General features: G+C 65.9%; 14 protein-coding genes. 6 read left to right on the top strand and 8 right to left on the bottom strand.

The genetic code is table 11. From position 1 onward, the window contains the following. Window positions 1-92: 92 nt before the first annotated feature. Window positions 93-1,007 (bottom strand): LysR family transcriptional regulator, encoded by a 915-nt coding sequence (locus SIN08_RS22775; protein WP_322453915.1) that lies wholly within the window; start codon window positions 1,005-1,007, stop codon window positions 93-95. 117 nt (window positions 1,008-1,124) lie between these two features. On the opposite strand from SIN08_RS22775, the gene SIN08_RS22770 reads away from it, so the two are divergent. Beyond that, window positions 1,125-1,739 (top strand): FMN-dependent NADH-azoreductase, encoded by a 615-nt coding sequence (locus SIN08_RS22770; protein WP_322453914.1) that lies wholly within the window; start codon window positions 1,125-1,127, stop codon window positions 1,737-1,739. Window positions 1,740-1,832: 93 nt separating this feature from the next. Here the strand turns inward: SIN08_RS22770 and SIN08_RS22765 are convergent, their stop codons facing one another. From SIN08_RS22765 to queF, 4 genes are all read right to left on the bottom strand, one after another. Then, a complete protein-coding gene (locus SIN08_RS22765; RefSeq protein ID WP_322453913.1) occupies window positions 1,833-2,924 on the bottom strand; it encodes a GGDEF domain-containing protein in 1,092 nt (363 codons plus the stop codon). Window positions 2,925-3,258: 334 nt separating this feature from the next. After that, entirely contained in the window at window positions 3,259-3,489 is a 231-nt protein-coding gene (locus SIN08_RS22760; protein ID WP_322453912.1) for a DUF2093 domain-containing protein, read from the bottom strand. Window positions 3,490-3,592: 103 nt separating this feature from the next. Next, window positions 3,593-5,443 (bottom strand): DNA mismatch repair endonuclease MutL, encoded by a 1,851-nt coding sequence (gene mutL / locus SIN08_RS22755; RefSeq protein WP_322453911.1) that lies wholly within the window; start codon window positions 5,441-5,443, stop codon window positions 3,593-3,595. Between the two features lie 55 nt (window positions 5,444-5,498). After that, complete coding sequence (queF, locus tag SIN08_RS22750; RefSeq protein ID WP_322453910.1) at window positions 5,499-5,960, bottom strand: preQ(1) synthase; 462 nt, start codon at window positions 5,958-5,960, stop codon at window positions 5,499-5,501. 163 nt (window positions 5,961-6,123) lie between these two features. Between queF and SIN08_RS22745 the strand changes: the two genes are divergently transcribed. The 3 genes from SIN08_RS22745 (at window position 6,124) to tdh (ending at window position 9,860) form a co-directional block, all read left to right on the top strand. Then, complete coding sequence (locus SIN08_RS22745; RefSeq protein WP_322453909.1) at window positions 6,124-7,320, top strand: acyl-CoA dehydrogenase; 1,197 nt, start codon at window positions 6,124-6,126, stop codon at window positions 7,318-7,320. 286 nt (window positions 7,321-7,606) lie between these two features. Beyond that, on the top strand, window positions 7,607-8,794 hold the full coding sequence (locus SIN08_RS22740) for a glycine C-acetyltransferase (RefSeq protein ID WP_322453908.1): 1,188 nt from the start codon (window positions 7,607-7,609) through the stop codon (window positions 8,792-8,794). 31 nt (window positions 8,795-8,825) lie between these two features. Continuing rightward, a complete protein-coding gene (tdh, locus tag SIN08_RS22735; RefSeq protein WP_322453907.1) occupies window positions 8,826-9,860 on the top strand; it encodes an L-threonine 3-dehydrogenase in 1,035 nt (344 codons plus the stop codon). 35 nt (window positions 9,861-9,895) lie between these two features. Here tdh and SIN08_RS22730 read toward each other — a convergent pair whose 3' ends face one another. Genes SIN08_RS22730 through SIN08_RS22720 form a run of 3 tightly spaced genes read right to left on the bottom strand, consistent with a single transcriptional unit; the run spans window position 9,896 to window position 11,977 of the window. Then, complete coding sequence (locus SIN08_RS22730; protein ID WP_322453906.1) at window positions 9,896-10,231, bottom strand: TIGR01244 family sulfur transferase; 336 nt, start codon at window positions 10,229-10,231, stop codon at window positions 9,896-9,898. A gap of 57 nt (window positions 10,232-10,288) precedes the next feature. Continuing rightward, a complete protein-coding gene (gene pcaD, locus SIN08_RS22725; protein WP_322453905.1) occupies window positions 10,289-11,083 on the bottom strand; it encodes a 3-oxoadipate enol-lactonase in 795 nt (264 codons plus the stop codon). A 48-nt stretch (window positions 11,084-11,131) separates the two neighbouring features. Then, window positions 11,132-11,977 carry a 3-keto-5-aminohexanoate cleavage protein gene (locus tag SIN08_RS22720; RefSeq protein WP_322453904.1) on the bottom strand — a complete coding sequence of 282 codons (846 nt, stop codon included), beginning with the start codon at window positions 11,975-11,977 and terminating at the stop codon, window positions 11,132-11,134. Window positions 11,978-12,051: 74 nt separating this feature from the next. Here SIN08_RS22720 and SIN08_RS22715 point away from each other — a divergent pair, with 74 nt between their 5' ends. Continuing rightward, the gene (locus tag SIN08_RS22715; RefSeq protein ID WP_322453902.1) at window positions 12,052-12,954 is read left to right on the top strand and encodes a MurR/RpiR family transcriptional regulator; all 903 of its coding nucleotides are present in this window, start codon (window positions 12,052-12,054) and stop codon (window positions 12,952-12,954) included. Further along, a complete protein-coding gene (locus SIN08_RS22710; RefSeq protein WP_322453901.1) occupies window positions 12,951-14,273 on the top strand; it encodes an aspartate aminotransferase family protein in 1,323 nt (440 codons plus the stop codon). The genes SIN08_RS22715 and SIN08_RS22710 overlap by 4 nt, the downstream gene beginning before the upstream one ends. Window positions 14,274-14,314 lie beyond the last annotated feature (41 nt).

Raw genomic sequence — 14,314 nt, 5'->3', positions numbered from 1 at the left:
TGCCAGATCCTTGGAATTTAGCTCCCGATTTAGCCGTTGGCCAAGTGTCGGAAGCCGCCAGAGAGCGGGTGAAAGCGCGGAATGCTACACACTCACGCTCCCGTCCAGCCGAAGGCGGCAAAGGCGGTTTCGAAGCGGTTTGCCATCCATGATGCGGCGGGGCCGTACGGCTTGTCGTTCGTGCGGATGGCGAACATGGAATAGGTCGACGGCGGATAGGGCTCGAGCGAGAGCTCGACCAGCCGGCCTTCCTCGAGGTCGTCCCTGACGAGCCAGAGCGGCATGCCGCCCCAGCCGAGCCCGGCGGAAATCAAGGCATGCTTCGTGGTGAGGTCGCTGACGTGCCAGGTGTTGAGCGCATGGACATGGAAGTTGCGGCCTTCCGTCCGCCTGCTGAGATCGCTGATGACGATCTGGAAGTGCTCGCGGACGACTGCGATCGGGACGGAGCTTCCCGCATGCGCAAGCGGGTGTGACGGCGCAGCGACGGGCAGGACCTGGTTTTCGCCCACTTTTCGGCTGACAAGGTCCGGATGGGGGATCATCACGCCGCCGACGATCCCGATGTCGGCGTCATGGTTCAAGACGGCTTCCGCACTTGTGCCGAGCGCCCCGGTGAGAAGACGCACGCCCACAGTCGGAAAGGCCTCCCGGAAGGAGTCCAGCACCGCGGTAAGCACCGGCATGGGAACGAGCAGATCCGCCACCAGCCGGACTTCCCCCTCGAGCCCCTGGGCGAGCCCGCGTGCGCGGGCGCGCAGCATCTGCAAACCACCGATCATCCGCCGTGCATCCTCCAGCAGGCTGGTGCCGGCTTCCGTCAGCCGGGGCTGGCGCGTGCCGGCGCGTTCGAACAGTTTCAGCCCGAGCTGTGCTTCGAGGTTGGAGATCGCGTAGCTTATCACCGACTGCGCCCGATTGAGCTTCCGCGCAGCAGCCGAGAAGCCGCCTTCCTCCACCACGGTCAGAAAGATTTCGAGCTGGTCGAGGGTCGGGTGGGCGTCCATCTCAACTCATCCATTTTCTCGATAAAAATGCTCGATATTTTACCAGTTTTCACGATTGGCTTCGATCGTCAAATTTCACCTCGGCAAACAGGCATGAGCCCACCGAGGAGACACGCAATGACATCGATCCTACTCGTTACATCCAGCCCGCGCGGTGCCGCGTCGCATTCGACCCGCGTTGCCAAGCAGCTCGTCCGCAATCTGGCCGCCGCCGATCCGGCGTCCGAAGTCGTTCATCGCGATCTCGTCCGCACACCGCTGCCGCATATCGATCCGGACTTCGCCGCGGGGATCTACCGGCCGGAGGAAGAGCGCACGGCGGAACAGGCCCGCGCTGTCACCCGTTCCGATGCGGTGGTGGACGAGGTGCTCGCCGCCGATGCGATCATCATCGCCAGCGGCTTCATCAATTTCGGCATCAGCTCCACGCTGAAGGCATGGATCGACCACCTGCTGCGCGCCGGCCGCACCTTCCGCTACACGAACGAGGGGCCGGAAGGCCTGATCCAAGGCAAGAAGGTCTATCTCGTCGTCGCTTCCGGCGGTGTCTATTCGGACGGTCCGGCCGCCCAGTTCGACCATGCCGTCCCTTATCTGAAGTCAGCGCTTTCCTTCGTCGGTTTGACCGACATGGAGGTCATCCGCGTGGAGGGCGTGGCCATGGGGGCCGAGGCCGAGCAGGCCGCCCTGTCGCGGGCCGAGACCCGCATCGCGGCACTCGCCGCCGCCTGAAAATAAAGGAAACCGGCCCGAACGGTATTTGGCGGGAACCCCCGGCGCGGAGGTTCCCGCGTTCCATTTCGGATCATTCGCCGAAGCCGGCGATTATGACGCCTTGCGTTCCTGCATGGTCAGAATTTCGATCATGTCCGGCAACCACTCCGCCAGCGTGCGGTTGCGGCCGGCGCTCTTGGCCGCGTAGAGCGCCTTGTCGGCGCGGCTGAGCGTGATTCCGAACGGCTCTCCGGGGCGGATCCTGGCAAGCCCGAAACTGCAGGTGATCGATTTCCGCCCGACCGAGGCGCCGAAGCTGGTGTTCTCGATCGCCGTGCGCACGCGCTCGGTCAGGGCGAAAGCCTGATCCTCCTCCATATCCTTGAGGATCAGGACGAACTCCTCGCCGCCGAACCGCGCGACGATGTCGTGGCGCCGCGTGTTGTCGCGAATGACGGCGGCGAACCTTTTCAGCACGGTGTCGCCGAAGCCGTGGCCGAACATGTCGTTGACGGCCTTGAACTTGTCGATGTCGCAGACCGCCACGACGCCTGACTGCCCGGCATGCCCCATCCCCCACAACCGTCCTACCCGGCGTTCCAGCCCGCGGCGGTTGAGCACGCCGGTCAGCGGATCGAGATCGCGCTCGTGCCTGAGCTTGGTGACGATGTCGACGACGAGGACGCCGAGGATGCTCAAGCCCGCGAAGGCGCCGAGAATGGGGGTGGTCAGAAGGATCGTCTTCCAGAAAACCGATTGCTCGAACTCGCCCGGCGTCGTGCCCGGGGCGACCGAATTGATCGTCAGAAGTGTTCTGGGCAGGAAATGCCCGCCGAAGCCGGCCAGAAGCCAGAACAGCGCCCTGTCAGTCCGCGTCCCCACGGCCAGGAAACGCGCCAGGAAACAGGCGTTGAGCAGGATCAGCCCCAGGCCGAAATTCAGGACATAGATGCGGCCGATGAGGTTCGGATAGACATAGTAGAAGTACCACAGCCCGCCGACGATGCCGACGAGATAAAGGGCCGCCAGCCAGGAGGGAAAGCGGCGGTCGGAACGTTCGAGAATGCCGTTGGAGACCAGGAGCATGCCGACCGTGTAAAGAAGGCCGGCGGTCAGGCTGTTGTGGCCGACATTCGCCGGGATTTCCGCCACCTGGGACAGCATGGCGAACGCCAGGAGGCAAAAGCCGGTGGCGAGGCTCATTGCGAACCAGATTTTCCGTTCCAGGGCACGTATGCCGAAGAATGCGGCTCCGAAGAGGAGGAGGACAGCGGGTGGGACGAATTCCATGCGATGCCGGGCCAGATACATGGGGGCATTTGAGATTTTTACGAAGCGAGGCCGGTCCCGGGAATGTCAGCCAACCGGGGCGCGCATTCGCACAATCCTGATGCCCCCTCAAACGATTATGCGAGCGAATAACAACTACGCCTAGTTATCACACTTTCACACGACAAGCATAGCGGGCAGCAGGCCTTCCATCGAAATTTTCGGATTCTTCTCAAATTGTTGCGGCAGGGACCCACCTTTGGCCGCGTCAGCGCGGTTTCTTGAGATCCGGATCGCATTCCAGTTCGCGTACCAGCGAGGCCTGCACGTCCCGATAGGGCTCCTGGCGGGCGACGCTCCAGTACTTCAGGTCTTCCAGCAGTATGGAATCGCCTGTGACGGCGCAGCGCACGAAGGTGCCCGGCGCCAACACCTGGAAATCGCCGTCCAGATATCGAATGCGTGCTTCCCGGGCGCCCGGCCCCTCGAAACGGTTCATGCCAATTGCCTCTTCTCCATCCGCTTTGCGCCAAACACGGCCGGTTCGTCAAGCGGCTCGCCCGGGACGCCGGCGCGGCTGTGCGCTTAAACCCGGACCGTCTTTAGCGCCGCCCGAACAGCCGCTCGATGTCGGCCAGTTTCAGTTCGATATAGGTCGGCCGCCCGTGATTGCACGTGCCCGAGCCTGGCGTCGCTTCCATCTCGCGCAAAAGCGCGTTCATCTCCTCCGGCTTCAGCCGCCGGCCAGCGCGTACCGAGCCGTGGCAGGCCATGGTGGCGGCTATCTGATCGATCCGTTCCTTGAGACCGGCCGCCGTGTCGCTCTCGGCGATCTCGTCGGCGAGATCGCGCACGAGGCTCTTCGCATCCACCTCGCCAAGCATCGCCGGCGTCTCGCGCACGGCGACGGCCCCCGGCCCGAAGCGCTCCAGATGCAGACCGAGCGTTGCGAGAAACTCCGCATGCGCCTCGAGGCGCGCCACATCCTCTTCCGGCAGGTCGACGATTTCGGGCATCAGCAATCCCTGCGAGGGGAGCGCGCGCGAATGGATGGCCTGCTTGAGCGCTTCGTAGACGAGCCGCTCGTGCGCGGCGTGCTGGTCGACGATGACCAGCGAATCCGCCGTCTGCGCGACGATATAGTTCTCGTGCACCTGGGCGCGCGCAGCGCCGAGCGGATGGTTCCTGAGCCGGACATCCTCGCCTTCGGATGCGGGCCGGGCATCGGCGCTCACCGCCGCGCCGACGTCGAAGGCCGCCTGTTCCGCTTCGGCAAAGCCCGCCGGCGCTGCGGGCGCAGGCGTCATAGGCTCGAGCGGCCGGTTGGGCGAGGTCTCAAGGCTCCAGTTGCAGGGATGGCGCGCGCCCGAAGGGCGTGCCGCACTGTTGCCGGCATAGGTTCCAGCGGGGGTGCGGAAGGCTTCCAGCATCGCCGACGCGCCGCTGGTGGAGGCGCGCAGGCCGCCTTCCTCCAGCGCCTGGCGGATGGCCCCGACGATAAGGCCGCGCACCATCCCGGGATCGCGGAAGCGCACATCCGCCTTGGCCGGATGAACGTTGACGTCCACCAGGGCCGGGTGGAGCTCGAGGAACAGCGCCGTCACCGCATGGCGGTCGCGCGGCAGCACGTCCATATAGGCGCCGCGGATGGCGCCGGCGATCAGCTTGTCGCGCACCGGCCGGCCGTTCACATAGGCGAACTGGTGGAGCGCGTTGCCGCGCGTGAAGGAGGGGATCGAGGCATAGCCCTTGAGGCTCACGCCTTCGCGCCCGGCGTCGATGGCAAGGGCATTGTCGGCAAAGTCCCTGCCGAGGACCTGCGCCAGGCGCTTCACGAGCCCGTCACCGTCTTCCGGCACGGCGGAAAGGTCGAGCGTCGTCCGGTCGCTGCCCGAAAGGGTGAAGCGCACGCCGGGAAAGGCGAGCGCGACGCGCTTGACGACATCGGTGATCGCCGCCGTCTCGGCGCGCTCGCTCTTCATGAATTTGAGCCGCGCCGGCGTGGCGAAGAAGAGGTCGCGCACCTCGACCATGGTGCCGCGATTGGCGGCGACCGGCTTCACCGGCCCGGCACGCCCGCCCTCGATGGTGATCTCCGCCCCAGCGTCGGCGGCCGCCGTGCGCGAGCGCAGGCAAAGACGGGCGACCGAGCCGATCGAGGGCAGCGCCTCGCCGCGGAATCCGAGCGAGCGGATGTCGTGGATGTCTTCCGAAAGCTTCGACGTGCAGTGACGCGAGACGGCGAGCGGCAATTCCTCGGCCGAAATGCCAGATCCGTCGTCGGTGACACGCAAAAGCGTCAGCCCGCCGCCGGCGGTCGCCACCTCGATGCGCCGCGCCCCGGCGTCGAGTGCGTTCTCCACCAGTTCCTTGACGACGCTCGCCGGCCGCTCGATCACCTCGCCGGCGGCAATCTGGTTGATGACGGTCTCGGAAAGGGGGCGGATGGGCATGGCGATCTTATAGCGGGATTCGGCTGGTGCGCGAAGACCGGGTATTGCCGGTTGTCTATCCTCGCCCGCGATAGGGCGCGACGCCCGTCTCCGGCAGCCAGGCGCCTTCCGGCGGCGTGCCGGTCTGCCAGAATATGTCGATCGGAATGCCGCCGCGCGGATACCAGTAGCCGCCGATCCTCAGCCACAGGGGCTTGGCCGCTTCGACGAACCTGCGCCCGATCATCAGCGTGCATTCCTCGTGGAAGGCGCCGTGGTTGCGGAAGGCGGTGAGGAACAGCTTGAGCGATTTCGATTCCACGAGCCGTTTATCCGGCGCATAGTCGATGACGATGTGGGCGAAATCCGGCTGTCCCGTCACCGGGCAGAGCGAGGTGAATTCCGGGCAGGTGAAGCGGACGATCGCCGGCGGGCCGTCGCCGCGCGCGAAGGGAACGGTCTCCAGAACGGCGGCTTCCGGCGAGGCGGGCGTTTCAGCCTTTCCGCCGAGCTGGGTGAGCTTGTCTGTTTCGGTCACGGCTGGGTCCTTCCAGTTCCTGGCTGCATAATGTCGTCGGCTGGTCCCGCCGCTGCCGTCGCTTTGTCGCAGTATTTGACCGCGGCCGCGGGACCGGTCAAAAGACTTGGCTGTACCGCCGCCATACAGGCCTGAAAAGAACGCGCGTCAAGAGATCACGACCATGCAAGACAGTGCCGCCACCGCTCCCTTCAAATGGGACGATCCGTTTCTCATCGAAGACCAGCTTTCAGACGAGGAACGGATGATCCGCGATGCGGCATCGGCCTTCGCGGCCGACAAGCTCGCCCCCCGCATCGAGCACGCCTATATGAACGAGGAAACCGACCCGGAAATCTTCCGCGAGATGGGGGCTTCCGGGCTCCTCGGGGTCACCATCCCGGAAGAGTATGGTGGGGCGGGCGCGAACTACGTATCCTACGGCTTGGTGGCGCGCGAGGTGGAGCGGATCGATTCCGGCTACCGCTCGATGATGAGCGTCCAGTCGTCCCTCGTCATGTTTCCGATCCACGCCTACGGCTCGGAGGAGCAGCGACGGAAATACCTGCCGAAGCTCGCTTCAGGCGAATGGATCGGCTGCTTCGGTCTCACCGAGCCCGATGCCGGCTCCGACCCCGGTGCCATGAAGACGCGGGCCGAGAAGATCGACGGCGGCTATCGGCTGACCGGCTCGAAGATGTGGATCTCCAATTCGCCGATCGCCGACGTCTTCGTCGTCTGGGCGAGATCGGCCGCCCACGACAACGCCATCCGCGGCTTCGTTCTCGAAAAGGGCTCGAAGGGTCTCTCCGCGCCCAAGATCGGCGGCAAACTTTCCCTTCGCGCCTCCATCACCGGCGAGATCGTGATGGACGGCGTCGAGGTGGGTGAGGATGCGCTCCTGCCGAACGTCTCCGGCCTCAAGGGACCGTTCGGCTGCCTGAACCGCGCGCGCTACGGCATCTCCTGGGGAGCGATGGGCGCGGCCGAGGACTGCTGGCACCGCGCACGCAATTACGGGCTGGAGCGCAGCCAGTTCGGAAGGCCGCTCGCCCAGACCCAGCTCTTCCAGAAAAAGCTCGCCGACATGCAGACGGAAATCGCCCTCGGCCTCCAGGCGAGTCTAAGGGTGGGGCGGCTGATGGACGAGGACCGCATGGCGCCGGAGATGATCTCGCTCGTCAAGCGCAACAACTGCGGCAAGGCACTTGAAATCGCCCGTACCGCGCGCGACATGCACGGCGGCAACGGCATCCAGATCGAATATCATGTCATGCGCCACGCGCAGAACCTGGAGACGGTGAACACCTATGAAGGCACGCACGACGTGCACGCGCTGATCCTCGGCCGGGCGCAGACGGGTCTGCAGGCGTTTTATTGAGGGGTGAGATTGTGATGGTCGGTGTGGCCCCCTCACTTGCGATTTCTAAGGGCTTAGCTCCGCTAAACCCGAGAAATCGCTATCTCTCCCGCAAGGGGAGAGATAGGGCGTGGCGTCATGCCCGCAGCCAACCTCCAACATTGGAGATTGGCAGATGCGGAGTTGCAGCGCGCCTATCTCCCCTTGGTGGGGGAGAAAGCAAATTCTTGGGCTTGAGCGAATGCTCAAGTCCTTAGAATTTGCAAGAGAGGGGGCCAGCACGATGCCCTGACCGAGTGAGGTGACAATGACCGCATCCTTTCTGAAACACCTCTCCGCCGAGCTCGAAACCCTGAAGGAGGCCGGCCTCTACAAGGCCGAGCGCGTCATCACCTCCATGCAGTCCGCCGAGATCGAGAGCGTCGGCCAAAGCGTGCTCAACTTCTGCGCCAACAATTATCTCGGCCTTGCCGACAATGCGGAGCTGCGCGAAGCCGCCAAGAAAGCGCTCGACCGCTACGGCTACGGCATGGCCTCCGTGCGCTTCATCTGCGGCACCCAGGAGGAGCACAAGCAGCTCGAGGCGCGCATTTCGGCCTTCCTCGGCTTTGAGGACACGATCCTTTATTCCTCCTGTTTCGACGCCAATACGGGCCTCTTCGAAACGCTGCTCGGCCCGGAAGACGCCGTCATTTCCGATGCGCTCAACCACGCCTCCATCATCGATGGCATCAGGCTGTGCAAGGCGCGGCGGCTGCGCTACGCCAACAACGACATGGGCGAGCTGGAAGAGCGGCTCAAGGAGGCGTCGGACGCCCGCTTCCGGCTGATCGCCACCGACGGCGTGTTCTCCATGGACGGCATCCTCGCCGATCTGCCGGCGATCTGTGACCTGGCGGAGAAACACGACGCCATGGTGATGGTCGACGACAGCCACGCCGTGGGCTTCGTCGGTGAACATGGCCGCGGCACGCCGGAACATTGCGGGGTGGAGGGCCGGGTGGATATCGTCACTGGCACGCTCGGCAAGGCGCTGGGCGGCGCTTCCGGCGGCTATACGAGCGGCCGGCGCGAGGTGGTGGAGTGGCTGCGCCAGCGCTCGCGGCCCTATCTCTTCTCCAACACGCTCGCCCCCGTGATCGCCGCCACCTCGCTCAAGGTCTTCGATCTGGTCGAGAACGGCGACACCCTGCGTCGTCGCCTCTACGCCAACGCGGAGCGTTTCCGCGAGAAGATGACGCAGGCCGGGTTTACACTGGCCGGCGACGGCCACCCGATCATCCCGGTAATGGTCGGCGAGGCGGCCCTCGCCGCCGAGATGGCGGACCGTCTGCTCGGCCATGGAATCTATGTCATCGGCTTTTCCTTCCCCGTCGTGCCGAAGGGTAAGGCACGCATTCGCACCCAGATGTCGGCGGCCCATTCGCCGGAGGATGTCGACCGGGCGGTAGCGGCATTCGACGTGGTGGGCAGGGAACTGGGAATCATCTCGTGAATGCATTCGCCCGCCGCATGGGAGCATGACCATGTCCAACATGATGAAAGCCCTGGTGAAGGCCAGGCCCGAGGAAGGGCTCTGGATGGAGCGCGTGCCGCTGCCGGAGATCGGCCCCAACGACGTGCTCATCAAGGTGAAGAAGACCGCCATCTGCGGCACCGACGTGCACATCTGGAACTGGGACGAATGGGCGCGAAAAACCGTGCCCGTGCCGCTCGTCACCGGCCATGAATTCGTCGGCGAGGTGACCGACGTCGGCGCCGCCGTCAGTGAGTACCGTGTTGGCCAGCGCGTCTCCGGCGAAGGGCACATCGTCTGCGGTCATTGCCGCAACTGCCGCGCCGGGCGGGGGCATCTGTGCCGCAACACACTGGGTGTCGGCGTGCAGCGCCCGGGCGCCTTCGCCGAATATCTGGCTCTGCCGCAGCACAATGTCGTCGCGATTCCCGACGACGTGCCGGATGAGATCGCAGCGATCTTCGACCCGTTGGGGAACGCCGTCCATACCGCACTATCCTTCGATCTTGTCGGCGAGGACGTGCTGGTGACCGGCGCCGGGCCGATCGGCATCATGGGGGCGCTGGTGGCCCAGTGCGTCGGCGCGCGCAAGGTGGTCATCACCGACATCAATCCCGGCCGCCTGGCGCTGGCGAGGAAGCTCGGCGTTCAGCACGCCGTCAACACGGCCGAAGAAACCTTGCCCGAGGTGATGCGGCGGCTCGGCATGACGGAAGGCTTCGACGTGGGGCTCGAAATGTCGGGTGCCGCTCCGGCCTTCCGCGGCATGATCGACGCCATGAACAATGGTGGCAAGATCGCCATCCTCGGCATCGCGCCGACCGGCTTCGAGATCGACTGGAACAAGGTCATCTTCAAGATGCTCACCTTGAAGGGCATCTACGGCCGTGAGATGTTCGAGACTTGGTACAAGATGATCGCCCTCGTCCAGGGGCCGCTTGACGTCTCGGGCCTGATCACCCACCGCATCGCCGCCGACGATTTCTCCACCGGCTTCGCCGCCATGAAAAGCGGCGAGGCGGGCAAGGTGGTGATGGATTGGTAGGCGCCCGGGCGTGAGCGGGAACGGCCCGGAGCCGCCTAGCCCTTCATCTCCTGCACGAGCGCATAAAGGTTGAGGCAGCGTGCGCCGCTGCGGCAATAGGCGAGCACGGGGCGGGGAAGATCCTCAAGCGACCCGGCCATCCGGCGCACGTCGTCCTCGGTGATCGCGCCGGAAACCACGGGGATGAAACGGAAGTCGAGCCCGGCCGCGCGCGCGGCTTCTTCCACCATGTCATGCGGCACGGCACCCTCTTCCGTGTCCGGCCGGTTGCAGACGATGCTCTTGAAGCCCGCGTCGGCGATCTGGGAGACCTGGGCAGGCGCGATCTGCCCCGTGACGGCGAAATCCTCATTGACCTGGCGAATGTCCATTCCGTTTCCTCTTTCCCTGATGGAAGGCGGTGCCGCCTGTCCCTCATATAGGCGCCCTCATGCGATATTCGCCTGCCGAAGGAAAGAGCGGATCCGCGCCGCCATTGCCTCGGGCTGCTCGATACAGGGCAGATGCCCCGCGTCTTGGATGATCTCGAACTGCGCGCCGCGGATGAGCGAGGCAAGCGCGCGCACCGTGTCGGGCGGCGTCGAGCCATCATGGTCGCCGACCAGGCACAGGACCGGAACCGCGAGGGTGCGGGTCGATTCGGTGAGGTCTGCATCGCGCAGCGCCGCGCAGGTGCCGGCATAGCCCTCCGTCGTCGTGCGGGTCAGCATGGCCAGATAGCCGATGAAATCCGGATTTTCCGGGGTGCGGTAGGCCGGCAGGAACCAGCGTTCCACGATGCCCGCTGCGATCGAGGCGATCCCTGCCTCCTTGACCGCCTTGATGCGCCCGTCCCAAAGCTGATCGTTGCCGATCTTTTGCGCGGTGTCGCTGAGCACCAGAGCGCGCACCAGATCCGGCCGCAGGGCGGCAAGGCCCTGCGCGATCATGCCGCCGACTGAAAGGCCGACGATCGTCGCCTTGTCCACCTGCAGGTGGTCGAGCAGCGCGGCGAGATCGTTGACATGGTCGGCAAGCGTGTAGGGCGGCTCAAGCGCCTCCGAAAGACCGTGGCCGCGCTTGTCGTAGAGGATGAGCCTGTACGCGTCGCCGAGCCGGTCGGCCACCTTTTCCCAGATGCGGAAATCGGTGCCGAGCGCGTTGGAAAAGACGAGCGTCGGCCCGTCCGCCGCCCCGCGCACGGCGTAGTGGAGCACAACGCCATTCACCCGCGCAAATACCATTTCGCCGTCTCCCTTCGCGCTTATGTATGGGAAAATCGGGCGCTTGGGTCAATTCAGCGCCGCCCACTGCGCGCGAAGGCCGTCCGCATCGGCCCGTGCAAGCCCGAGGGCTCCGAGCGCGTCCGCCACGCCGCGGACGATGGCCGCATTGTCCGGGGCGAGCCTTCCGTCGGCGAGATGGAGATTGTTTTCGAACCCCACCCGGGCGTGGCCGCCGAGCGCGGCGGCCGTGGCCACGCAGGTCGCCTCCCGCGCCCCGAAGGCGCAGAGCATGAAATGTTTGAAGTGCGGGGCGCCGGGCGCGAGAAAGGGCAGGAGGTCCGCGGGCGCGGAACGCTGCCCCTCCGTATAGCGCCCCAGCACATAGAGAACGGGGATATCGTCGAAGGGCACGACCCCGCGCGCCATCATGTCCTTCAGCCGGACCGCCTCGTCGGGATGGTAGAGGATGATCTGCGGGACGATGTTCTCGGCCTTCATGAATTCGAGGAACGTGCCGAATGCCGCCTCGTGCGATGCATCGGGCACCAGTTCGGCAAGCGCCAGCGACGCGGCCTCCGGCCTGACCGCGCGCACCACCTCCATCTGCTCGTGAGGCCGGTAGCGTCCGACCGCCTCCGTGGTGATCTGGAGCACGAGTCGGTCGCCGACCGCCCGCCGCACCGCCGCGACCGCCGCGCGGTAGGCATCCGCCTCCAGGATATGCCGGCCCTCCCGGTCCCGCACATGGCAGTGCAGCATCGCCGCGCCGGCCTCCAGGCAGGCGGCTGCCGTCGCGGCCAGTTCCTCGGCGGTCTGGGGCAGGGCGGGGTGATCGGCCCTGGTGCGCCGCCCGCCATTGGGCGCGACCGCGAGGGCGACCGCCTGCATCTGCCGCTCCGGATCCTCGGCCATCGCTATATCCTCCATATGTTGCACGGCATGCAACATATGTTGCATGCCTCGGCGACCGCGTCTAGGATATACCCATGGACCGCGCAGCACTGACCGACCGCATCACCCGTTCCGTGGAAACGCTTCCCGGGCAGATGGGTGCGGCCGCGCGTTACGTGCTTGAGAACCCGGGCGACGTGGCGCTTCTTTCCATGCGCGAACAGGCCCGCCGCGCCGGCGTGCAACCCTGGACGATGACCCGGTTCGCCAAGCGGCTGGGACTGGAAGGCTACGAGGAGGTGCGCCAGCTTCACGGCGAGGCGCTGAAGGAGCAGGCGCTGGGCTTTTCCGGCAAGGCCGGCCTCCAGGTGGAGCGGCAGCGGCAGACGGGCGGTCGTGTCCTGGCAGGCGAGATCGCCGCCGCCACCGGCGCGCATATTTCCGGCTTCGCGGATGCAGGCACGCTCGACGTGCTGGCCGACGCCGCGCGGACGATGGCAGCGGCCCGGCGCGTTTATTGCCTCGGGCTGCGCTCCAGCAAGCCGGTGGCGGCGCACCTGGCCTACATGCTGTCCTTCCTGGGCGAGCAGCCGGTCGCACTCGATGTCGCCGACGGAACCGGTCTCGACGCGCTGCGCTTCGCCAGTGCCGGGGACGTGTTCTTCGTCACCACCGTCTCGCCCTACACACGGGCCAGCGTGGAGGCGGCGCGCCACGCCCGGGATAGTGGGCTCGTCATCGTCGCGCTGACCGACAGCGCCGCCTCGCCCGTGGCGGTGCTTGCCCGCCATTCCATCGTCGTGCCGACGGAAAGCCCCTCTTTCTTTCATTCCATGGCGCCGGCCTTCGTCGCCGTGGAGATCCTGGCGGCGCTCGTCGCAGGCGAAGAAGGGGAGCGGGCGCTCGAGGCCATCGCCGACGCGGAGCGCCACTTCGCCGCGCTCAGGATCCATCTGTACGAACATGCCGCCCGCACGCGGCGCCAGGAAGACCAATGACGCATATTCTTCACCGCCAGATCCATGCCGACCTGCCCGTCGCTGTTGGGGGAAAGGGCGTCGCGCTCTACGACAGCGCCGGTCGCGCCTATATCGACGCGTCCGGCGGCGCGGCGGTCTCCTGCCTCGGGCACGGTCATCCCGACGTGATCGCAGCACTGACGCGCCAGGCCGAAAAGCTTGCCTACGCCCACACCGGCTTCTTCACCAGCGAACCCGCCGAGAAGCTGGCGGAGAAGCTCGTCAAGGCAGCGCCGGAAAGCATCGGCCACGTCTATTTCGTCTCCGGCGGTTCGGAGGCGAACGAGGCCGCGCTCAAGATGGCGCGGCAGTATTTCGTCGAGAAGGGCGAGTCGGAGCGCCGCAACGTCATTGCCCGCCGCCAGAGCTACCACGGCAACACGCTGGGGGCGCTTGCCGCCGGCGGCAATGCCTGGCGCCGGGCTCAGTTCCAGCCGCTGCTCATCGAAACCCATCACATCGATCCCTGCTATGCCTACCGTTTCCGATGGCCGGGCGAGAGCGAAGAGGCCTATGGCCAACGCGCCGCACAGCAGCTCGAGGACAAGATCCTCGAACTCGGCGCCGAAACCGTCATGGCCTTCATTGCCGAGCCCGTTGTGGGGGCCACGGCGGGAGCTGTGCCCGCCGTTCCCGGCTATTTCCGGCGCATCCGCGAGATCTGCGACCGCTACGGCGTGCTTCTCATCCTCGACGAGGTGATGTGCGGCATGGGCCGCACCGGCACGCTGTTCGCGTTCGAGCAGGACGGCGTCGCCCCCGATCTCGTCAGCGTCGCCAAGGGGCTCGGCGGCGGCTACCAGCCGATCGGCGCCGTGCTTCTTTCGCGCGCGATCTTCGCGGCGTTCGCCGAAGGCTCAGGCTTCTTCCAGCACGGCCACACCTATATGGGCCATCCGGTCGCCTGCGCGGCCGCGCTCTCCGTGCAGGAGGTGATCGAGCGCGACGGCCTCCTGGCCAATGTCCGCGAGATGGGTGCCCATCTCACAAGCCTGCTGGAGGAGCGCTTCGGCGAACATGCCCATGTCGGCGACATTCGCGGCCGCGGCCTGTTTTTGGGCCTCGAACTGGTCGGCGACCGTGCAAGCAAGGAGCCCTTCGATCCGGCGCTGAAGATCTTCGCGCGGGTGAAGAGGGAGGCCATGGAACGCGGCCTGATGGTCTATCCGGCCGGCGGGACGGTCGACGGGAAGCGCGGCGATCATGTCTTGCTTGCGCCGCCCTTCATCGTCGACCGGCCGACCGTTGAGCGGATCGTCGAATTGCTGGGAGAGGCCGTCGACGCGGCCGTGGCCTGACAGATGGGGAGAAGGGAGGATGATGGCATATCGGCGTTGTC

Origin of the sequence: Chelativorans sp. M5D2P16 (assembly GCF_034427935.1) — a bacterium.
GTDB lineage: Bacteria > Pseudomonadota > Alphaproteobacteria > Rhizobiales > Rhizobiaceae > Chelativorans.
Note: the sequence above shows the minus strand (reverse complement) of the source record. Positions and strands in the feature narration are given on the sequence as shown.